Genomic DNA, 21,848 nt, shown 5'->3' on the forward strand with positions numbered 1-21,848 from the left:
TGATCATTTGCTTCATTCTCTTTGCTGATTTCAATGTAACGAACAAATGTCAGTGCAAAGTTAAATCCACATGAAGATTAAGTAAACACTGCATATTTTGTTGTATTTATGTGTGTTTGCGAAAATCGCATATTGTGGAAAAAGCAACGTACAATGATAGAAAGACAAGTTACTGAGGGAGGCAGCGGTTGTGCAGAAGAGCAGGTTGTTGGCTTGGGGAAATGCCTTGGCATTAGCGCTTGTATTACTTGTGAATGGACTAGCAGAGCGGCTGCCCATCAACGGGCGTACAACAGGGGAAATTTCAGCAATGTATCCGACACGCATAACACCCGCATCCTATGCTTTCATGATTTGGGGACTCATCTATGGCTTGCTTATTTTATTCGTTATTTACCAACTGCTGCCTGCGGTACGCTCGAAGCCGGAGGTACGGGACATCGGTGGGTGGTTCATCGTAAGCTGCGCCATGAACATCGCGTGGCTGCTGCTCTGGCATTACTTATATATCGATGCTACGGTCTTCATCATGTTCGCTTTGCTCCTCTCACTCTTCGCCGTCTATACGCGAACGCGATCTGCGAGGCCTCCGATTCGGGATGCGGCATTCTGGCTCGTATCGGTCCCATTCAGCATTTATTTGGGGTGGATTACAGTCGCATCCATTGTGAATGTTAGCGTTGTCCTCATAAATCACCAATGGAATCGCTGGGGGTTGTCTGAAGTGGCATGGACAGGCATCATTCTCTTGGCATTCATACTCCTCGCTTGGTGGATCGGTCACAAATTTGAAGATCCCTTCTACCTCCTCACCATCGTCTGGACACTCATTGCCATCGGCGTCAATCAACAGAGTTCACCTGTCCTCACTACTATTTCCTGGTTAGCCGGCATCTTCCTAGGGTGTTTTGCGTTGAAACTATCCATACGGGCATTGCGGTGGCAGACCGTCCTATAACGAGCAAAAGAAACGCCTCCGGCGTCCTATGAAGGACGGGAAGCGTTTCTTTTTGTTCTATATACAAGGATCATATGTTATAAGTTCTATATCAAAATAATGGTAAGGATTAGAAATTGAACTGCACCTATGATTTCTATGATGCCTACTTTCATGGGCCGTACGGCTTTCCCTGCCAGCGCAAATGTCCGAACCGTTGCGAAAAGATACACACATCCCATCCAAGGGTTGCCAAGTATCCAAGGTATAAGCAGCAATATCACATGATAGACTTGAGCATAGGCGACCCAACGCTTGCTTTTGCGCTCTCGAAACACGGACTTCACGAAGAACACGGTCCCCATGAAATACAGGAGATTGAACACGACGACCAGGATCATCGTGCGATCCCATCCTCCTTCACCAAGCAAATAAGCGGCCGCGCCTCCGAGCGAAAAAATCAGAATGGCACATAAGTCATTCAAGAAAGCCCGCTCCGATTTTTGCTTCACGAACCAAATGTTCACGGCAAGGAGTACCAGCAGAAGCGGAGCAAAGTAAAACAGCTGCGGCAAGCTTACGAGCGGGGGAATCAGACAAAGGACGGCAATCACGCCATAGATGATGCCCCATTGAATCATACGACTGCGGTCCGCCCTCTTCTTCAATGATTGAAGGAGCGGATACGATGATAAATATAGAAAGAACCATGCTAAAAACAAAAAAATATGCATCCACTGCGGCTTGCCGGACATCATTCCGATGAAGAACGGAACGCTGACCATCGCCCAACCCCCATGTTCATGGGGAATGACAATCCCTTTCTTATTCACAGACCTCTACCTCTTTCACCCACCGATATAGGACATGTTGATTTTTTTGCGGACGCGTTCGGTATGTTCCGTACGTTCATCCGAATAACGATCATTCCGCTGCTCCCATACACCGCGAATCGCCCCAAGGATCTCATCATCTGTCGCACCCCCGCGGATCCATTCCCGCAAGTCAAATCCCTCCGAAGCGAACAGACAAGTATAGAATTTCCCCTCGGATGACAGTCGTGCACGCGTACACGTGGAGCAGAACGATTCCGATACGGAAGTAATGAAGCCGACCTCGGATTCGCTGTCGCTGTAACGGTATCGCTTGGCAACTTCCCCGTAATAATGCTGCTCCAGAGGTTCTAAGACATAGGAAGCGGAGAGGCGTTCATAGATCTCTTTCTTCGTGACGACCCGCTTGAAGCTCCAGCCATTGTCATTCCCCACATCCATGAATTCAATGAAACATAAGGTGATCCCTTGCGCTTTGAAATAGGCAGCCATCGGGAGAATCTCTTGATCATTGACACCCTTTTGTACGACCATGTTCACTTTAATTTGGAAGCCGATCTTTCTCACATGCTCAATATTCTCTAAGATCACAGCAGGTGTTATCCCGCGTCCGTTCATCAGCGCGAAGAGTTCCGGATCCATGGCATCCAAGCTAATATTCAATCTCCGCAGACCCTTATCATATAATGGCTGGGCATATTGTTTCAGGAGCAGACCATTGGTCGTCAATCCAATATCCTCAATTCCCTCAACTTGCAAAAGCATCTCAACCAATGTCGGCAATTGACCTCGCAATAAAGGCTCGCCGCCCGTTAACCGGATTTTCTTCACGCCGAGAGAGGCAAATAGCCGTGCCACGCGACGGATCTCTTCAAAGGTCAACAGTTCATGTTTCGGCAAGAACCTGTAGTCGTCACCGAAAATTTCCTTCGGCATACAATACGTGCATCGAAAATTGCAGCGATCCGTAACGGAAATCCGCAAGTCACGAATAGGCCTGTGCAGTTGATCACGCATGGGTTCGTTGATCATACATCCTCCTCCTCCCTCATCAAGCTATTCTGGTGTGTTCAAATTCCGAAATACATCGGGAGCATTCGCGGTTACATCGCTTCCTTGAATCCAGCGCACATGTACTTGTGCCAGTAATTTCATAACACTATATTGCCCTTGTTCCAACGAACGACGAATAATATCCCGCATTCGTGGGTGGAATACCGCAACGAGCGGGTGCTGAACCCCTTCAAATTCAACGGCCACAACATCATTATCGCCTGTATCGCATTCCACAAGCGATTCCATCACTTCAGGTGTCATATAAGGCATGTCACAAGGCAAAATAACATACCGCTCCGCAGGATAAGCCATCATCGCCGAATAGATTCCAGCAAGCGGCCCGCATCCCATGAACTCCTCGGAATCCATCATAACATCCATCTTCGAATCAAATCGTTCACGATGTTCGGGACGTCCTACAACCACGACCTGCGTACTAACGGATCGTAATGCCTGGTGCGCGATCTCATAATAGAATCTGCCGTCCTTTTGCGCAAAAGCCTTGGGCGATCCAAAGCGACTGGACAAGCCCCCTGCAAGAACAATCCCTACGGTATCCATATCATTATCCGCCGCTTACCGGAGGAATGAGCGCAATCACATCTCCGTCACGAATGGGATCTTCCCGCCGCGCATACTCTTCATTTACCGCTACGAACATCGTCTTATGCTGAAATGCGGGGTAAGTCGATTCCGCCCAATCCAAGAGCTCCTGAACGGTCCAGGCTTCACGATCAATGGTTTCTTCCGATTTCCCAGCAATCTCACGCAAGCTGGCAAAATAACACACACGAATCACTTCGCATTCCTCCCCTGCTCTGGCTTCTTCTTCTGTTCGCCGATCCATTCTTCCCCATCTTCCCATATTTCCTTTTTCCAGATGGGTACCATTTCTTTGATCCGTTCGATCGCATATTCATTGGCTTCATAAGCAGCCTTCCGATGCGGTGATGACACGGCAATGACGACGGCAATATCCGAGATCTGAAGTTCGCCGATGCGATGCGCGATCGCCACCCGTGAACCCGGCCATCTCTCTTCAATCTCTGCCCCGATTTGCGCAAGCTTCTTCTCGGCCATCGGCACATAGGCCTCATAGGCCAGGTACATCGTTCTCACACCCTGTGTCCACTCGCGTACATGTCCCGTGAACGTCGTCACAGCGCCTGCACCCGGATGCAATACAAAATCCATCATCGCCTGAACATTCAACGGCCCTTCAACAATCTCGTATGGCTTCATTCGATCGATCACCTTCTACATAGTCTACTATCCAATTCTGAAGGCCTGCGTCGTCGTCCACACGCATGACCTTAACATCTCCGCTCTGATCGATATCTACATCTGCATATGCATATGCCAAGACAAGTACAATATGCGATAAGTGCCGTAACAGCTCCCATTCTTCCTTTGTACGTACAATGACCACTTTAGCCTGCGACGCCTCTTTAAACCCCTCAATGAGAAGGAAATCCGGCTTCGCGAATTCAGCTAGTGCAATCAATGATTGCAATTCCAGTGCGGGCTGCATGTGCAACTGTATCATATTATCGCTGACGGCAATGGAACTTACAGACCCTTGCGCCAGGAATTTCATACTATCGGTATCCGCTGACGGCATGGATAGCGGCCCGCCATGTCCATGATGCTTAATCACAGACACGCTCAGGTTTCGAGAGGATAGGAATCGAACCCACTTCTCGATCCGCGTCGTTTTGCCGCAATTTTTAAATCCTACCACTTGTAATATGTTCATAATAACCATTCCGCGGTGCCTTCCTCAACCCCTAATACGAGAACATCCACTTCATCCCCCGCTTCATACCCTGCGGAACCTCCCGGGAGAACGATCAACGCGTTTCCCCGCGCAATCGAAGATACCGCATTGGATTTATTGAAGCCTGCAGGCGTGACGGTTGCTCCCTGCGGCGTAGACCGGTACACGGCGCGAATAAAACGCGTGAACGGGTTCGCTTTGCTGAAGTCCTCCGTTAGAACTGCCTTTTCATAGGGCAAATATAGCTTCTGGCTGCCCATCATCTTGTTTAAAGCTGGACGTACGAAGAGCTCAAATCCCGTAAAACAGGCCGAAGGATTGCCAGATAGTCCGAATAAGAGCTGCCCGTTCGCTACCGCCGCGGTCGTAACACTTCCAGGACGCATCGAGACTTTATTGAACAGAACCTCTGCACCCAAGCGCTCATAAATGGTCGGTAAATAATCATAATCACCAACCGAGACTCCGCCTGTCGTGATCAGACAATCCGTCTCACGCAAAGCCCGAACCACAGTTTCGTAACAAGCATCCATATCATCAGCAAGCATACCATAAGAACGGCTCTCCACCCCTAGCCGTGCAAGCTGTGCCGCAATCATGGGTCCGTTGCTATTTCGGATTTTGCCGGGGACAAGATCATCGAACGTATCGAGCAATTCCGTGCCCGTAGCAAGAATTCCTACAATCGGCTTCTTAGTCACACGTACTTGCGTATACCCGAAGGTCGCGAGGAGGGCAATCGTCCCGGGGTGAATGAACCCTCCAGCAGGAATAAGTTCTTCTCCCTGACAGGCATCCTCCCCCTGAAGCGAGACATTCTCATGAGGTTCAAATGGCTTGCGGATGGTAAATCCCTGTTCAGTCACGACCGCTTGCTCTAACATGACCACCGCATCCGCATGCGTCGGCATCGCAGCCCCGGTCATGATGCGTACGGCCTCCCCTTCAGCAAGCGCCACCTTGGCTACATGTCCCGCCCCGATATGATCTATGACACGGAAGGGTATCCGGTTCATCCCCGTAGCGCCGACGGAATCCGCAGAACGAATCGCGAACCCATCATAAGCCGAACGATTGAAATGCGGAACATCCTGCTGCGCGATGATGGGCTCCGCGAGCGTATATCCATAGGACTCGCTAAGCGGAATATATTCAGTCGTATTTTGGCATGTATGGTTAATCACTTTGGCGATCGCATCGGATACAGGAATCGGTTTTCTCATTTCAAGCATAGACATCTTCTCCTCACCTATATTGTGGTATACTATGGTTCATTATGAGTAAAAGGGTGTTGAACATGTCGGAATTAACGCACTTTAACGAGCAAGGTCGGGCGAAAATGGTCGATGTCAGTGGGAAGCAAGAAACCGTACGAACAGCCATCGCGAAATCCTCGATTCTAGTCAATGAACGTATATATCAACAAATTTCAGAAGGGTCGAACAAAAAGGGTGACGTATTCGCTGTCGCGCAAGTTGCCGGCATTATGGCTGCCAAGCAGACCTCTTCCATCATCCCCATGTGCCATCCGCTTGCTCTCACGGGAATCAATATTCAATTTGAATGGAACATCGATCCGAATACGGCTCATTATGAAGTATTGATATTAGCTGAAGTCAAAACAAAAGGCCTTACCGGCGTCGAAATGGAAGCCCTCACGGCGGCATCCGTCGCTGCCTTAACGATCTATGATATGTGCAAAGCTGTTGGCAAAGAGATGATCATCGGTCCCACCATGCTGATGAACAAAACCGGCGGGAAAAATGGCGATTTCACACGTCAACAGGACTAAATAATCGTAATCAGACCACTCCGCCGACCCAATTCGGTTTAGCCGAACAGCTTATGGAACAAATTCATCCCTTCCGTCGCATCCGAAATTCCGTAGATGAGAAGCCGGCCTGTACGAAATAGGATCATGCGATGCCCCTCGGCAAACATCTCTACAGAATAGGGTGTGCGCTTGCAGGGGTTTCCTATTTTTTCTGCCAACTGTTCTACATCGTCCAAGCTCAAGGAGCGGTCGGGATCCGCTGTGATCTGAACCGCATCTCTTCCGCATAAGACAGCAACTCTCCTCGTATCTTGTATGGAGAGCGACGGAAAGGTTGGATGAATGCCGCATGTTTCGCAATGCGGATCTCGAAGTCGCGAAATTCCTGTCTCCAATTGCGCTGGATTCCATAAGTCGAAATGCAGCACCTTCTTCCGCATGGCCTCTCGATTGCCCGTCAGCCATTTCAATACCTCTGTACATTGATGCGATGCCGTAACTTGCACCGCGGGAGCAATAATCCCCGCCGTATCACAGGTTTCATTCATCCTAGGCAGTGTAGGCATGAGGCAATGGAAGCAAGCCGCTTCACCCGGTACAAAAGGAAACATCGTCCCTGTACTCCCGACGCATGCCCCATAGATCCACGGAATTCCATACTTATGCGCGGCATCATTTATCAACAGGCGGGTCTCAAAGTTATCCGTTGCGTCGATGATCACGTCCACCTGCGCAGCCAGCTCCTCCATGAGTACGCCATCCACATGTTCGAAATAGGTATACAACGCAGCATCGGTGCGGATTGCATGCAATCTTCGCTCCGCAGCAACGACCTTCGGCACCATCGCTTCGGCATCTGCTTCCGTGAACAACTGCTGCCTTTGCAAGTTCGATCGCTCAACCACATCACGATCCGCGATGCGAATCGTACCCACACCTGCACGGACCAACATCTCAGCAGAAGCCGTTCCAAGTGCTCCACAGCCGATAACCGCCACGCTTGCCTCAGACAAACACTTCTGTCCTGTGATGCCTATAGGCTTGAATAAGATTTGTCGTGAATATCGCTGATCCAATGTTGTTTCCCCCCTATTCACCTGTAGCGACGAGATGCAGGTTATTATATCGTCGTCTTCACAATCGTAATCTATACTCTCTATCATGGCTAAAATAGAAGGGCTTCCAGTCCAATGACCGGATGCCCTTCTTTAATATATGTGAAAACCTCTATCAAGGCCTTTCGAAGATGAGCGACCTACAAGTTTTGCTTGCAAAACTCGCTTCGAAAGCAAGGTAGGTTTATCGCCAATTAATCAGTTATGAGATGTGATATCGCTGAACGAACCTACATAGCGGACGACTTCCCCCGTTTGGTCTTTCACGGCATTAATCGTTAGAAGCTCCCGATATTCTTGACCGCTTTTTCGGCGGTTCACAATCTCTCCTTGCCATTGACCTGTTTGCCTAATGATATCCCACATCTGGTCGTAGAAAGCTTTAGGCTGCTTTCCCGACTTGAGGATGCTCGGCTTGTGATCGATAACCTCTTTTTCCTCATACCCTGTTAGCTTCGTAAAAGCCGGATTCACCGCTTTAATCACACCTTTTGCATCGGTTACGAGAATCCCTTGGCCTGTAGAACGGAACACTTCATCCGATACTTTAAGCCGCTCCTGATAATACAACCAGATCACCAGAATCAGACTGGCCAGCGCGACTTGAGACAACGCCATAAATCCAATCGAGTACTGGCCTGTAATGGAATAAATGATCGATAACATCAACGGAGGGAAAAATCCTCCTAACCCGCCCATCATAGATACAATGCCGTTCACTGTCCCGGCCTGCTTACTGAAATATTGAGGAACAAGCTTGAAAATAACGCCATTCCCTAAACCTGCACAGATCGCAATCGTGAGACAGCCTATCGTATACAGCCCAATCGAAGGGGAGAACGCCAGAAGGATCGCAGCTGCCGTAAGTCCCGAGAAAACCCCCATGAGCAAGAATAATGGCTTGAATCGGTCACCTAGCCAGCCGCCTAGCGGTCGCATGAAGGTAGCCAGCGCAATAAACCCAGCCGTGCGCATGCCTGCATCTACTTTGTCCAGCTCGAAATGCGAGACTAGAAAATTCGGAAGATATACCGTAAACGCAACGAACGAACCGAACGTTATAAAATAAAATAGCGAGAATAACCAAAGCTTATCGTTCTTATAGATAGCCTTTATTTCTTCCATAATGGGTGTTCTGACCTTCACTTCTTGACGGTCTCCGAAGAATAAATTGAGTACCGCAAAAATTGCGAGCAATACGAGATAAAGCTTCACGGTGAACGACCAGCCTACTTGTGTCGCGATGACAGGTGCAGTAAACGTCGTAATGGCCGTACCCATATTTCCCATCCCGTAGATACCGTTGATAAGTCCATGTCTTTCCTTCGGGAAATACTTCGGCAGCGATGTTACACCTACAGAGAACACCGCGCCCCCAATCCCCAGAAACAACCCGCCAATAATTAAGTCCGCGAAAGATGAAGCTTTACTAATATAGAACACCGGGAACAGCAGCAGAATGAAGCTAACCAAGAAGACGATGCGCGCCCCAAAGACATTGGCATAATACCCTAATGGAATTCGTAGGATCGAACCCAGAACTACCGGTACCGCCGTCACGATGGCCAGCTGACTTGCCGATAGGGCAATATCCTCTTTAATAAACGGTATGAGTGCCGAAATAATGACCCATACCATAAAACCTAATGTTAAGTTGACTGTTTGTAGCGGCAACTGCATTTTTCTAATCATCACATCACCTATTCCTTGTAGAGTGAATGACAACGTATTGATTCCCAAGTCTTATTGTAAAGGGATCCTGGGCAAAAAAATAATAGGGAATTCCCCTGATCCTTCGGAGGAATTCCCTATTATTTTTCTAGAAATCAAGCAGCTTCTTCTTGAGCGCGTATTCCACCAATTCCGGTCGGCTCTTCAAATGCAGCTTCTCCATAATCTTGGCCTTGTGTACTTCAACCGTCTTCACGGAAATGAACAGCTTCTCGGCAATTTCTTTATTCCCATAACCCTTCGCAATTAAGGGCAGGATCTCAATCTCCCGTTTGGTTAATAAATTGAAGGGATCCGATTCGCCGGCTTCCTGATCCTTCTTGATGAATTCCCGCACGAGCGATGTCGCCATTTTGGAATGAATATAGGTGCCGCCTTGATGAACTGTTCGGATCGCAGACAATAATTCCTCATCAGGCGCATTCTTCAATATATACCCCGCTGCTCCATTTTTCAGTACATGGAATAAATATTCCTCATCATCATACATCGTTAGGATGAGAATTCGCGTCGTAGGGAATTCACTGCTAATCTTCCCGGTTGCAAATAATCCGCTCTCCCCCGGAGGCATGCTTAAATCCATCAATAAAACGTCAGGCTGGTGCTTAGCCACCATCTGGAAAGCTTCTATCCCATCCGCAGCTGTAGCGACAACCTCCATATCTTCCTGATAATTCAGGATCATGGAGAACCCGCTTCGCACCACCGCGTGATCATCCGCGATGACAATTTTCACTCCGCATCCCCCTCTTCGGATCTCGTCGGCGACAAGGGAATGCGCAGGTGGATCGTTGTTCCACCACCCACCTCTGAGCGAATCGATAGTTGGCCGTGAACTAACTCTGCCCGCTCTCTCATCCCGAATAGACCTAACCCCGTCCCTTTGGGATCCCTTGTATTCGGCTGAAATCCACAACCTTCATCGCGAACGATGAGTTGCAAATCCCCTTGTTCCTCATGCAGCCTAACCTGCACTTCATCCGTGTTCGCATATTTCAGCGCATTCAATACAGCTTCTTGGCATACACGATAGACAACGGTTTCAATCTCATTGCTATATCGTGCGGATGACAGTTCGGAATCGAAACTCACGAGCAAGCCGTAATTCTGCGCAATCCATTTGAAATGAGAACGAAACGCCGCCTCTAACCCTAGGTCATCGAGTGAAGCTGGACGCAATTCCACCGCTAAATGCCGAATGTCATCCAATAATCGGGTCAAAGACGCTTCCGTCTGCTGCAGCTTGTCTAAGACCACGCCATCAACATTCATATACTTTAATACTCGCAGGTCAACGAGCGAACTAAGTAACTCTTGCGCGACACTATCATGCAATTCGCGCGAAATCCGCTTTCGTTCATCCTCTTGCGCTTTGATCACATACTTCGTCATATTGGTTCGGTACAGCATTTCCTGTGTCTTAAATTGCCGGGTTAAGTTAAGCAGCATGAAGACGCGAATCCCTCGTTCCTGATCGATCGTATGATAACTGGCTGCATAAGGAATAATCCCCTGCCCGCGCGTATTCAGATATACCTGAAAGGAAGAGAAGTCCCCTTCGTTGTGATCTAGGAAACAATTCGAGCAAGAGAGCATCGCTTCTTCATTCGTATAGCCCGCACAAGTCTGACAAATCGAAACTTGAGTCCCCTGGTGCAGCTGCTCGATGACATCGATGTCGAGGATCTGTTCTGCTGCGGGGTTCATCGCCAGCACTTCCCCTTGTTCACCAACAAAAAAAATAGCTTCCATACTATTCATGTACAGGTTTTTCAATAAAACTGACATATGGGCATCATTCATTTGCGTCACTGCTCTACCATCTCCTTGGTAAAAAAGGGACCAAATTTCGGTTCAATACTTTGTTGAAAGGCTTGAATCCGTTCCTCCGTTAATTGATTCTCTTCACGAAAAGCAACGGATAACACGCCTGCAACACGGCTATTTTTCCACAAAGGGACGGCAGCCACACTCTGAAGCTGCTCTGCAACGATAATCGGGTATTTGAACAAATCTTTCGGATCGATCTCGGAACGAATAGACTTGATGACGACGGACTTCCCTGTTTTGAACACCATCCCAGCAATTCCTTTACCTGAATGTAATATAATCCGCTTATAGCGATCATTTAAATTACCTGAGGCGTATTGCCACGTAAGTACAAATTGGTCTGCTGCCGGTTGAACAAGAGCGATGGAAACCAAATCAAAATCAAAACGCTTTCGAATGGCGTCGATTTCTTGCTGATAGTCAAATTTCGATTCATCATGCATCCCAATAACTCCCTCGCAGATAGACAAGAAAGCAGGTGATGCTTTCTCTCCTATCATCCTTGTTTACGGTTCTTTCTATACAGAATATAACTTCTGCCTATATAATTCAACGGGACGCTCCATACGTGAACCAATCGTGTAAACGGCCACAATGCAAAAATAAGGAAGCCTGCTACAATATGAATTTTGAATGAAAAGGGTACATGGATCATAAAAGCAGCATCGGGACGCAGAATAAATAAGTTGCGGAACCAGATGGAGATCGTCGAGCGATAATCGAAGCTGGGCTCGACGACATTCGTAACTACCGTGCTGAACAGCCCCATGATAACAATGAATAGCAGCAGTAGATTTACGATAATATCCGAGGCAGAGCTTAATTTGCGTACATTCTTGATCGTTAATCTCCGAGCCGTCAGCAGCAGCATCCCGCCTAAGGTAAGGAACCCGAATAAGCTGCCGATATACACCGCACCGAAATGATACATATGTTCATTGACACCCAACGCTTCCATCCACGACTTCGGAATCCCTAAGCCTGCGATATGGCCAGCGATCACCGGCATGATCCCCAGATGGAACATAAGGCTGCCTAGCCTCAGATGTTTTTTCTCAATGAATTCACTCGATTTGGCCGTCCAATGGAACTGATCGTAGCGATAGCGATAGATGTGGCCTAAGATAAATACCATGATGCATAGATAAGGGAAAATCACCCATAGGAATTGATCAAGCATGTTCATGGTTGGACGCCTCCTGACGGATACAAACTTTCAACGTTTCGCGTAAGGCTTTGATTAAGTGATAATACGGACTATTGCTCTTCTCTAGCGATTGCAGGAGATGGAAGGTACCGTCTTCGATGACGCTGACCAAGACGCCGAAATCCTTTTCCGCTTGCGGATATCCCTGCCAATCGGCAGCATAGATAAATTCGCACATTAGCGGCAAGTAATCCGATAATTCATGATCAGGCATATCCAATCCGAACATTTGATACAAAATTTTCAGCTTGGCAAGCATTTGCCCGCGTTCCTTCGAGTCCTCGAATTTGAAGTATGTCATATACAAGGTCGAATCCTTCTGAAAATCAAAGGTCTGTACGTACAGCTCCTCTAGCTGCTCCATGCTATATTCGTGCATCACATTCCAGAACTGCTGGATATGTTCAAAGGCCGGCTCGCTTGGCTGCAGCAATGAGTCGATTACCGACGGATGGAAATCAAGCTTCTCCGGGTAAGTTAACTGCTGCGCCATAAAGCCAAATACATGCTTATATTCATATAACTTCTCGAGATTAATCACGCCATATTCCCCCATAGAAGTTTTCTTCATAGATCTCTTTACCGCTCTTGTTCGTCGAAGGCCCTCCAGTACCGCAACCTCCACAATCAAGACCAAAGCCTTCGGAGCCTTGCGCATGGTAGGTATCCAGATAACTCTCCTTGTGCGACGTTGGAATGACGAACCGATCCTCATATTTCGCGATCGCGAGCAAGCGGTAAATTTGTTCCGTCTGATATGCCGTTAATCCTAGACGAGAGAGACGCTGTTCATCGAAAGGCTTGCCCGTCGATACAGACCGCATATAAGAACGCATCATGGCAAGCCGTTGCAAGGATTCCTTCACAGGTTCCGGATCGCCCGCCGTAAGCATGTTCGCCAAGTATTGAATCGGCATCCGCATTTCCTCGATAGCTGGGAAGATCATATCCGGGTTCTGAATCGAATCCTTCCCTTCAAAATAGTTCATGATCGGGCTAAGCGGCGGTACATACCATACCATTGGCAATGTCCGGTATTCGGGATGCAATGGGAATGCAAGCTTATATTCAATGGCAAGCTTATACACAGGCGAATTCTGAGCCGCCTCGATCCATTCTTCGGTTAAACCATCTGCCCGTGCCTGTGCAATGACAGCAGGATCATTCGGATCTAGGAACAAGTCGCATTGGGCTTGATACAGATCCTTCTCATCCGGTGCAGAAGCAGCCTCCTGTACGCGATCCGCGTCATACAATAACACGCCGAGGTAACGAATACGTCCTGTACATGTCTCCGAGCAGACGGTTGGCAGTCCTGCTTCGATCCGCGGGAAGCAGAACGTACATTTCTCCGCCTTGTTCGTCTGCCAGTTGAAGTATACCTTCTTATAAGGGCAGCCTGTCATGCAAAAACGCCAGCCGCGGCACGCCTCTTGGTCGACCAAGACAATGCCGTCCTCATCGCGCTTATACATCGCGCCTGATGGACAAGAAGCAACACAGCTTGGATTCAAACAGTGCTCGCAAAGACGCGGCAGATACATCATGAATGCTTGCTCAAAATTAAATTTAATTTCTTCTTCGATTTTCTCGATATTCGGATCCTTTGGACCTGTCACATGCGCGCCTGCCAAATCATCCTCCCAGTTTGGTCCCCACTTCAGGTCCATCGTATCCCCTGTAATGACTGATTTCGGGCGAGCGACAGGCTGGTGCTTCTTTTCTCCCGAAGTGGTCAAGTGCTCATAATTATAGGTCCACGGTTCATAATAATCTTTCATTTCAGGCATATCCGGGTTATGGAAAATCTTACCCAACGCGATCTTGGATAGCTTGTTCCCCGATTTTAATTCGAGCTTGCCGTTCTTCAGCGTCCAGCCGCCCTTGTACTTCTCTTGATCCTCCCAGCGCATCGGATATCCGATGCCTGGCTTCGTCTCTACGTTATTGAACCAAATGTATTCGGCCCCTGAACGGTTCGTCCAGGTACTCTTGCACGTCACGCTGCAGGTGTGGCATCCGATACATTTGTCCAAATTCATCACCATGGCAATTTGCGCTTTAATCTTCAAGCCACTCAACCTCCTTCATTTTGCGGACGGCAACATAGACATCCCGCTGATTTCCAATCGGACCGTAATAGTTAAATCCATAACTTAGCTGTGCATAACCGCCTACCATTTGCGTTGGTTTCACATGAATTTTTGTCGGTGCATTGTGGCTTCCGCCGCGATCCTGCGTAATTTCCGATCCCGGTACATTAATATGCTTATCCTGCGCATGGTACATGAACATCGTGCCTTTCGGCATCCGATGGCTGACAACGGCACGCGCTGTGACAACACCGTTCCGGTTATATACTTCAAGCCAGTCATTATCTTCAATCTGATGCGATGCGGCATCCTCATTATTGATCCAGACCGTCGGACCGCCGCGGAATAACGTCAGCATGTGCAGGTTGTCCTGATACATACTGTGGATGTTCCATTTGCCATGCGGCGTTAGATAACGGAGGACAAGCGAATCTTGGCCGCCAACGATTTTCTTATCTCTTGGTCCGAAGACCATCGGAGGCAGGGTCGGTTTATAGACCGGCAGCGCCTCACCAAATTGCAGGAAGATTTCATGATCAATATAGAAATGTTGTCTTCCTGTCAAGGTGCGGAAAGGCACCAGACGTTCAATATTCGTCGTAAACGGTGAATAACGTCTGCCCATCTTATTCGAGCCGCTGAACACCGGCGTTGGAATCACTTCACGAGGCTGAACCGTAATGCTCTGGAAGGTGATCTTCTCCGCAGCACGGTCTGCTGAAATGTCTTTCAGCTCAACTCCTGTATCTTGCTCAGCGGATTCCCACGCACGCTGTGACACCTTGCCGTTCGTCGCGGACGATAAATTCAAGATCGCATCCGCTGCATGACGGGCTGTACGCAGCTTCGGCAAGCTATTCTTAATCGTATCATCGCGATACATACCATTGATTCGTTTAAGTTCCTCATACTCTTCAGCGACTGAGAAGCTTACGCCATGCGCCCCGACTTTGCCTTTTGCAAGGTTCGGACCCAGCGTGACATATTTATCGTAAATTTGCGTATAATCTCGCTCGACAATCGATAGGTTCGGCATTGTTTTCCCTGGAATAGCTTCGATTTCACCTTTGCGCCAATCTTTAATTACGCCATAAGGCTGCGCAATTTCATTCACAGAATCATGCGCAAGTGGAGAAATAACCAGATCCTTATACACCCCTGGCAGATGGTCCTTCGCCATGTCAGAGAAGTCCTTCGCAATCGTCCGATAGATATCCCAGTCTGAACGGGATTCCCATAGCGGATCGACCGCAGGGTTGAACGGATGCACGAATGGATGCATATCTGTGGAGGACAAATCTGTCTTCTCATACCAAGTCGCCGCCGGCAATACGACATCGGCATACATCGGCGTCGCCGTCATCCGGAAGTCAAGAGCAACTAAGAGATCCAGCTTTCCTTCTACCTCTTCGCGCCATGTGATTTCTTCCGGCTTCTCTTCCTCGTTCGGTGTAGATAATAACCCGTCCCCTGCGCCAAGCAGATGCTTCATGAAGTACTCTTGCCCCTTAGCGGAGCTCGAGATCAGGTTTGAGCGCCAGACGAATAAAGAGCGAGGGAAATTCTCAGGTGCATCGGGATCTTCCACCGCAAACTTGGTTTCATTCGATTTAATTTGATCGAGTGTATGCTGAATAATATCTGCGTTCTCCGTAGCGCCTTTTTGTGCCGCTTCCTCTGCAAACGCCAAGCTGCTCTTATTAAACTGCGGATACGAAGGCAACCATCCGAGACGTGCAGCAAGCACATTGTAATCCGCTGGATGCTGGTAACGAATGTCCCCGCCAGTTGGCGATTTCAGCGATTCTGTTCCCATCTCTTCATATTTCCACTGATCGGTTGCAAAATAGAAAAATGATGTTGCATTCTGCAGACGTGCCGGTCCTTGCCAATCCTTCGCAAAGGCAACCGTCGACCATCCTTCGATCGGACGGCATTTCTCTTGTCCCACATAATGGGCCCAACCGCCACCGTTCACCCCTTGCGAAGCCGTTAAGATCACCAAATTCAGTATGGAACGATAGATCGTATCACTATTGAACCAATGGTTAATCCCGGCTCCCATAATAATCATGGAGCGTCCACCCGTATCCAATGAATTCTGCGCGAATTCACGGGCAATTTGAACAACAACGGATGGCTTCACACCTGTAATGGATTCTTGCCATGCAGGTGTATAGTGCGATGTTGCATCCTCATACCCTTGAGCTTCCAAGTCACTGTTGATACGGCGTACGCCGTATTGACTTAGCATCAAATCATAGACCGTAACAGCTAACCGCTCCGAGCCATCGGCCAACTGAATGGTCCGAGCTGGAACAGGGCGCTTAAAGATGCCGTTCCCTGTATTATCGAAGTAAGGGAACACCATCTCCTGCCATTCGGCACCAAGAGCTTCCACCGACATCGCTGGGTTGATCTTCGTACCGTCCTCGCGTTCCAGAATTAGGTTCCACTTCTTATCCTGCTCCCACCGCTGACCCATGGTACCATTCGGAATCGTAATTTCCTTTGTTATTTCATCGAGAATGACCGGTTTCCACTCGGCATGCTGCGAGGTATCTCCCAGATCGCTTGCACGCAGGAAACGACCTGCTTTATAACTTCCTTCATGCTCATCGAGGAGAATCAGGAATGGCATATCCGTATATTGTTTGGCATAATCCAGGAACATCGGTTCCTGACGCTCGTTATAGAATTCACTCAGAATCACATGTGTCATCGCTTGCGCAATCGCGGCATCCGTCCCCGGATGCGGTGCCAACCAGTTGTCGGCGAACTTCACATTCTCCGCGTAATCCGGTGCGACCGACACGACTTTTGTCCCCTTGTAACGGACTTCCGTCATAAAATGGGCATCAGGGGTACGTGTTAGCGGCACATTCGAGCCCCACATGATCAGGTAGCCTGCATTGTACCAGTCACTCGACTCCGGCACGTCTGTCTGCTCCCCCCAAATTTGCGGTGAAGCCGGCGGAAGATCCGCATACCAATCATAGAAGCTCAGCATTTCGCCGCCCAACAAGGAGATAAACCTTGCACCTGACGCATAACTGATCATCGACATCGCGGGAATCGGTGTAAATCCAGCAATCCGATCCGGTCCATACTTACGAATCGTGTAGATTAACTGCGCAGAGATTAATTGGGTGGCAGCCTCCCACGACACGCGTACATGACCGCCTTTACCACGCGCTTTCTTATAAGATCTTGATTTCTCAGGATCTTCGACAATGCTTGCCCACGCTGCAATAGGATCAGCATGCTCAGCCAACGCCTGCTTCCACATGCGCCATAGACGGCCCCGCATATATGGATATTTCACGCGTAACGGACTGTACTCATACCACGAAAATGAAGCACCGCGCGGACATCCGCGCGGTTCAAATTCTGGCATATCCGGTCCGCATGACGGATAATCGATTTGTTGGTTTTCCCATGTAATAATTCCATTCTTTACGAATACTTTCCAACTGCATGACCCCGTACAATTGACGCCATGTGTTGTGCGTACCACTTTATCGTGCGACCAACGGCCGCGATACATGTTCTCCCATGTACGATCCTTTTCTTCGAGAATCGACCAATTGCCCGAATAACTTTCTGCAGGCTTAAAGAATCTCAGTCCAAACTTCGGTTTCATTGGACAAACCACTCCTTCTCCAGAATGACAAAGATATGACGGGAATCAATGATTTGTCTATTCTTATACACTAATTATGAAGTGGCATCCTACGTATTCCTATTAGGGAAAATTCCTAAATCCTCCGGGGAATTCCCTCAAATCAATCATTTTGTACAACATGTTTACTATAAAAGGGGTTTATATTTTACATAATGAAGGACTTCCTCTATTTACGAAAATAAAAGGGATAATTTATGAAAATGTGAGGGGAAACACAAGGCGAGCAAATCGTCTGCCCTATAATGAAAGGCGTAAGTCAACCTACAAAACTGGGGGAATGAAATATGAATCCATATGCTGCAACCGTTGAAGCGCCTAAATATCCGCCACAGCTCAAACATAAAGTAATCTTCGATACGTTTAATAGCTTGAAACCAACCGAGGCCATGCTGCTTGTGAATGACCACGATCCTGTGCCGCTGCGCTACCAATTCGAGGCCTTGTATACAGGAAAATTCACTTGGGACTATATCGAACAAGGTCCAACCACATTCCAAGTAAGAATCTGTAAATTATAATAAAGCGGGAGGTGTTTCGTATGGATCGAGAATCCGCACGCGTCGTGGAATTGGACGTTAGACCCCAACTTCGTAACAAATTGGAGCCTTTCCAATTGATTATGGACCAAGTGGAGAGCTTAGGTGAGGATGACGTTTTTGTTCTACATGCTACCCTCCGGCCTACGCCGCTGATCGGCATGCTGAAGCTGAAAGGACTCGTGGGTATTTCTGAGCGAGTAGACGATAACCATTGGATGACGACATTCGTTAATAAAAAGAATGAGCAGTGGATCAAAGAGCTAACTTCCCTTATTGACGCATCCGACACCACAGACTCGAACGCAACATCTCAGAACCAAGAATGCAGAGGTCATCACAAATAAATAAGCAGCAAAAAAGAGGTCATGTTGCGCGCTAGCGTAAGCATGACCTCTTTCGTTTATCGTTAATGAAGGATAATTAGAATTGATTCCATATAATCGTATCTGCCGCAGGGAAACGGAAGCTTGCGCGTGCTGGCGTAGCTGCTTTACCTACGGAGATTAACATCAACGGGATATAACGGCTAGGCACCTTGAACGCTTCTGCGAATTTCACAGCATCGTATCCGCCCATCGCACACGTATCATAGCCTTTAGCTTTGGCAGCAAGCATCAATTGCATAGCAGCCAAGGAACCATTCAATACAGCGGAGTCGCGTGCGACTTGAGGGCTCTTATAAGCTCCTTCGATTTGACCTACAATCATGTCTTTCACCTCTTGCGGCAATTGACCTGCTTGTACAGCTCCACCGAAGATCGTCTCTGCATTTTTGTTCGCTTCTAAGTCGCCAAGAACGGCGATTACCGCGGAAGCTTCAACAACTTGTTGTTGCCCGTACGCGATCGGAAGCAATTTTTCTTTTTGTGCTTGGTCGTCGATAACAACGAATTTCCAATGCTGCAGGTTCCAAGCGGAAGGCGCTTTGGTTGCTGTTTCGATCAGTTCTGTAAGCTCCGCTTTGGAAATTTTAACGGATGAATCGTACTTCTTAACGGCGTGGCGATCGTTCACCACTTGCATGAAATCTACTGTTGTTGTCGTATTTGACATTATGTTACCTCCGATGTGAGTTGTAATTAACTGTGATATAATTAACACGGTTTTCACATTATACAATAGGATTTCAGAAGGTGCAAACAAAAATATAGCAGCTTATTATCCGTCACATCATGCTTCATTGTTGAAGTACACTTTGTAATAGTACATATTCCGCTCTTCATCATAACCTTTTTCCAAGTAATCAAAGCTCTCGTTGTTCACCTTGATTTCGATATTCGTGTCGAGCTTAATATCGTTCTTGAATTGACGCTTTACTTTTTTGAGCGCATTCTGAGAGATGTTGAAATCCGTCATCGGCGGTAATTCATTCATTTCCTCGTACGTTTCCTTGTACGTCTTGAACATATTCGTGTACTCCGGATCACGGATAACTTCTTCAAAAAACGTCTCTTCGACGAACTGCTCGTTCTTCGCAAAATGTTGGATTGTCTCGTTTAGGAACACCAATTTTTCCTTCTTCTCGAATTGGTCATTCGTCGTCGCGACGACGTTATCGTAGAAATCCGAGCACATGCGAATGTACTGGTCGGTCATGTAATGCTCGTCCTCCAGCACTTTGACTTGCAAGAAATCGTCTCTCCAATAGACTGCCTCGTTGCTCGGTCCCTTATTCGACAGGTCGACAAGACTTACATGGAAACCCGCATTGGCATTGAAGTTGAAAATAATGCATCCTTTGTCTAATTTCTTGATATTGACGCCCTGCTCATATTGAAGCTGGAATTCCGTTGGTTCTTGCTCATCGATTTTCAAGTACTCATCCTTGTTCTCGGATTTGAAAATCCCAACGGCATCCACGCTGAAATTGTCGTATATAATATGGTTAAAATGCACTACGTACAATTCGCCCGACTTGATTTGCGGATGTGATGATTGCTCGTACAAATGGCGCAGAATATGCACAGATTGATCATAAAACGTCGTACTATCTTTAAAAATGGCATTCGTATAGGTGTACACTTCATTCAACGCGATGTCTGCCTCATGATGGAAGCGATACGTGGCATCGAATTTGAAGGAAGCAAGAAAATATTTCAATAATGCCTCACGAAGCTCGTCGTTATCGATCTCGAAACATTCCTTCGCGACGGCAACGCCTTCGTCCTTCGATTTATTCCCCACCCGATGAATGACGATATCTTGGATTTCAACATTGGTTAAATTAATCAAATCGATTCCCCTCTTTTCCTAACATCACGTTTCACGAGATACCTCTCCCAAAAACATACTTTCTCAGTATACTCGAAAACGTCCTGCCGTGGCAGAAGTGGAATGATTTATGCTTGTTTTGCTTTATATTCCTCGATGCGTCTAGTCCGCTCTGTGTCATTTAGGCGCGGGCATGTGATGCAATAATCGCCGCCCTCTGTTTTGTAAGCAAGGCAGCAGGTGTTTTTCATCCGGATTTGCTCTCCAGGTTCATAGGGACTCTCCATATAACGGAATTTCGCAACCATTGGGTTCTTGACCCGTCCAAATACAACAGGAGACAATTGATGAAGAACCTCCATATCTGAAGCGAGCTGCATGCGTTGTAGTTCATTCATTGGCTCATCGAACCATAGATCATGGTAGTATTGAAAATACGTCGGAATAACACCCCACAGCATACCAACACTAATCCCAACAACAGAAGCGAGCGATTCTAATAAAGGCCTAACTTCCTCCCGGTAAAAAGCCGTCTGCATCGATATAATCTGCAGCTTCCGGTCCGTAAGGGATACTTCCGCGCCCTGCACCTTCTTCAGCCCGAAATTAAGCGTGATAAACCCTTTCGGATGCTTCACGATTCGAACCGTCAGATTACGCAGCGTCAAATCGATATGCAGGCCATCATGCCACAATGCATAATGAAAAGCGGTAATGACACGCGTGAAATTTGCCGTAAAATACGTTGCTGTGACATCGAGCGATAAGGCTTTGATATGCGGAGCGTAGGCCTCAGCGAACTCACGCGCGCCCTCTTTCTCTGCTAATTTCCACAACTCGATTTCGTATAGTGTATCCAGTTGCGGTTCTTGGTAAATCGTATATTTTTCATAGATCGTCAGGGGGATATTCAACATTCAGATTCGCTCCTTAACGCAATTCCTCACGCTCAATTATAATGATAATGATAATTACTCTCAATAATTTGATCATAATCATCTACGCTTCACCTGTCAATTTGAAATCCCCCGATTGAATCGTCTTCCATTATAGAAGCTTT

At 47.6% G+C, this 21,848-nt stretch carries 23 protein-coding genes; 4 read left to right on the plus strand and 19 right to left on the minus strand.

The window, feature by feature from the left end; all coding sequences use genetic code 11:
• Positions 1–190 precede the first annotated feature (190 nt).
• A complete protein-coding gene (locus tag BVG16_RS18240) occupies positions 191–958 on the plus strand; it encodes a tryptophan-rich sensory protein (RefSeq protein WP_078500326.1) in 768 nt (255 codons plus the stop codon).
• A gap of 86 nt (positions 959–1,044) precedes the next feature.
• Here the strand turns inward: BVG16_RS18240 and BVG16_RS18245 are convergent, their stop codons facing one another.
• The 7 genes from BVG16_RS18245 to BVG16_RS18275 are packed head-to-tail and all read right to left on the minus strand — an operon-like array spanning position 1,045 to position 5,835.
• Positions 1,045–1,770: a YwiC-like family protein gene (locus tag BVG16_RS18245; protein ID WP_078500328.1), complete on the minus strand. Its 726-nt coding sequence runs from the start codon at positions 1,768–1,770 to the stop codon at positions 1,045–1,047.
• Positions 1,771–1,785: 15 nt separating this feature from the next.
• Complete coding sequence (moaA, locus tag BVG16_RS18250) at positions 1,786–2,802, minus strand: GTP 3',8-cyclase MoaA (protein ID WP_078500330.1); 1,017 nt, start codon at positions 2,800–2,802, stop codon at positions 1,786–1,788.
• Positions 2,803–2,826: 24 nt separating this feature from the next.
• Positions 2,827–3,387: a molybdenum cofactor guanylyltransferase gene (locus tag BVG16_RS18255; protein ID WP_078500332.1), complete on the minus strand. Its 561-nt coding sequence runs from the start codon at positions 3,385–3,387 to the stop codon at positions 2,827–2,829.
• Positions 3,388–3,391: 4 nt separating this feature from the next.
• Positions 3,392–3,625, minus strand: a complete 234-nt coding sequence (moaD, locus tag BVG16_RS18260; protein WP_078500334.1) for a molybdopterin converting factor subunit 1 — start codon at positions 3,623–3,625, stop codon at positions 3,392–3,394.
• Positions 3,622–4,068, minus strand: coding sequence for a molybdenum cofactor biosynthesis protein MoaE (locus BVG16_RS18265; RefSeq protein WP_078500336.1), 447 nt, complete (start codon positions 4,066–4,068; stop codon positions 3,622–3,624). Before BVG16_RS18265 ends, moaD begins: the two co-directional genes overlap by 4 nt.
• Positions 4,046–4,591 (minus strand): molybdopterin-guanine dinucleotide biosynthesis protein B, encoded by a 546-nt coding sequence (gene mobB / locus BVG16_RS18270; protein ID WP_078500338.1) that lies wholly within the window; start codon positions 4,589–4,591, stop codon positions 4,046–4,048. The genes BVG16_RS18265 and mobB overlap by 23 nt, the downstream gene beginning before the upstream one ends.
• Positions 4,579–5,835 carry a molybdopterin molybdotransferase MoeA gene (locus BVG16_RS18275; RefSeq protein WP_078500340.1) on the minus strand — a complete coding sequence of 419 codons (1,257 nt, stop codon included), beginning with the start codon at positions 5,833–5,835 and terminating at the stop codon, positions 4,579–4,581. Before BVG16_RS18275 ends, mobB begins: the two co-directional genes overlap by 13 nt.
• Positions 5,836–5,900: 65 nt before the next feature.
• Between BVG16_RS18275 and moaC the strand changes: the two genes are divergently transcribed.
• Entirely contained in the window at positions 5,901–6,395 is a 495-nt protein-coding gene (gene moaC / locus BVG16_RS18280; protein WP_078500342.1) for a cyclic pyranopterin monophosphate synthase MoaC, read from the plus strand.
• Positions 6,396–6,433: 38 nt separating this feature from the next.
• On the opposite strand, the gene BVG16_RS18285 is transcribed toward moaC, so the two are convergent.
• The 9 genes from BVG16_RS18285 to BVG16_RS18325 form a co-directional block, all read right to left on the minus strand.
• Complete coding sequence (locus BVG16_RS18285; RefSeq protein WP_078500344.1) at positions 6,434–7,453, minus strand: ThiF family adenylyltransferase; 1,020 nt, start codon at positions 7,451–7,453, stop codon at positions 6,434–6,436.
• A 237-nt stretch (positions 7,454–7,690) separates the two neighbouring features.
• Positions 7,691–9,184: a nitrate/nitrite transporter gene (locus BVG16_RS18290; protein ID WP_078500346.1), complete on the minus strand. Its 1,494-nt coding sequence runs from the start codon at positions 9,182–9,184 to the stop codon at positions 7,691–7,693.
• Positions 9,185–9,311: 127 nt separating this feature from the next.
• Positions 9,312–9,959 carry a response regulator transcription factor gene (locus BVG16_RS18295; RefSeq protein ID WP_078500347.1) on the minus strand — a complete coding sequence of 216 codons (648 nt, stop codon included), beginning with the start codon at positions 9,957–9,959 and terminating at the stop codon, positions 9,312–9,314.
• Positions 9,956–11,035 (minus strand): sensor histidine kinase, encoded by a 1,080-nt coding sequence (locus tag BVG16_RS18300; protein WP_408635349.1) that lies wholly within the window; start codon positions 11,033–11,035, stop codon positions 9,956–9,958. Before BVG16_RS18300 ends, BVG16_RS18295 begins: the two co-directional genes overlap by 4 nt.
• The gene (locus BVG16_RS18305; RefSeq protein WP_078500349.1) at positions 11,032–11,496 is read right to left on the minus strand and encodes a GAF domain-containing protein; all 465 of its coding nucleotides are present in this window, start codon (positions 11,494–11,496) and stop codon (positions 11,032–11,034) included. Before BVG16_RS18305 ends, BVG16_RS18300 begins: the two co-directional genes overlap by 4 nt.
• 53 nt (positions 11,497–11,549) lie before the next feature.
• The gene (narI, locus tag BVG16_RS18310) at positions 11,550–12,239 is read right to left on the minus strand and encodes a respiratory nitrate reductase subunit gamma (protein WP_078500351.1); all 690 of its coding nucleotides are present in this window, start codon (positions 12,237–12,239) and stop codon (positions 11,550–11,552) included.
• Positions 12,226–12,801, minus strand: a complete 576-nt coding sequence (gene narJ / locus BVG16_RS18315; protein WP_078500353.1) for a nitrate reductase molybdenum cofactor assembly chaperone — start codon at positions 12,799–12,801, stop codon at positions 12,226–12,228. The genes narI and narJ overlap by 14 nt, the downstream gene beginning before the upstream one ends.
• On the minus strand, positions 12,794–14,332 hold the full coding sequence (gene narH, locus BVG16_RS18320) for a nitrate reductase subunit beta (RefSeq protein WP_078500355.1): 1,539 nt from the start codon (positions 14,330–14,332) through the stop codon (positions 12,794–12,796). The genes narJ and narH overlap by 8 nt, the downstream gene beginning before the upstream one ends.
• A complete protein-coding gene (locus BVG16_RS18325) occupies positions 14,322–17,996 on the minus strand; it encodes a nitrate reductase subunit alpha (RefSeq protein WP_078500357.1) in 3,675 nt (1,224 codons plus the stop codon). The genes narH and BVG16_RS18325 overlap by 11 nt, the downstream gene beginning before the upstream one ends.
• A 326-nt stretch (positions 17,997–18,322) precedes the next feature.
• Here BVG16_RS18325 and BVG16_RS18330 point away from each other — a divergent pair, with 326 nt between their 5' ends.
• Complete coding sequence (locus tag BVG16_RS18330) at positions 18,323–18,556, plus strand: DUF2249 domain-containing protein (protein WP_078500359.1); 234 nt, start codon at positions 18,323–18,325, stop codon at positions 18,554–18,556.
• Between the two features lie 20 nt (positions 18,557–18,576).
• Positions 18,577–18,921 (plus strand): DUF2249 domain-containing protein, encoded by a 345-nt coding sequence (locus BVG16_RS18335; protein WP_078500360.1) that lies wholly within the window; start codon positions 18,577–18,579, stop codon positions 18,919–18,921.
• 76 nt (positions 18,922–18,997) lie between these two features.
• Here BVG16_RS18335 and BVG16_RS18340 read toward each other — a convergent pair whose 3' ends face one another.
• The 3 genes from BVG16_RS18340 to BVG16_RS18350 all read right to left on the minus strand — a co-directional run bounded on the left by BVG16_RS18340 (position 18,998) and on the right by BVG16_RS18350 (position 21,705).
• Positions 18,998–19,630 carry a nitroreductase family protein gene (locus tag BVG16_RS18340; RefSeq protein ID WP_078500363.1) on the minus strand — a complete coding sequence of 211 codons (633 nt, stop codon included), beginning with the start codon at positions 19,628–19,630 and terminating at the stop codon, positions 18,998–19,000.
• Between the two features lie 117 nt (positions 19,631–19,747).
• Positions 19,748–20,809 carry a nucleoid-associated protein gene (locus tag BVG16_RS18345; protein ID WP_078500365.1) on the minus strand — a complete coding sequence of 354 codons (1,062 nt, stop codon included), beginning with the start codon at positions 20,807–20,809 and terminating at the stop codon, positions 19,748–19,750.
• A gap of 107 nt (positions 20,810–20,916) precedes the next feature.
• Positions 20,917–21,705, minus strand: coding sequence for a (2Fe-2S)-binding protein (locus tag BVG16_RS18350; protein ID WP_078500367.1), 789 nt, complete (start codon positions 21,703–21,705; stop codon positions 20,917–20,919).
• Positions 21,706–21,848: the final 143 nt, after the last annotated feature.

Source organism: Paenibacillus selenitireducens (assembly GCF_002021565.1).
Taxonomy (GTDB): domain Bacteria; phylum Bacillota; class Bacilli; order Paenibacillales; family Paenibacillaceae; genus Paenibacillus_K; species Paenibacillus_K selenitireducens.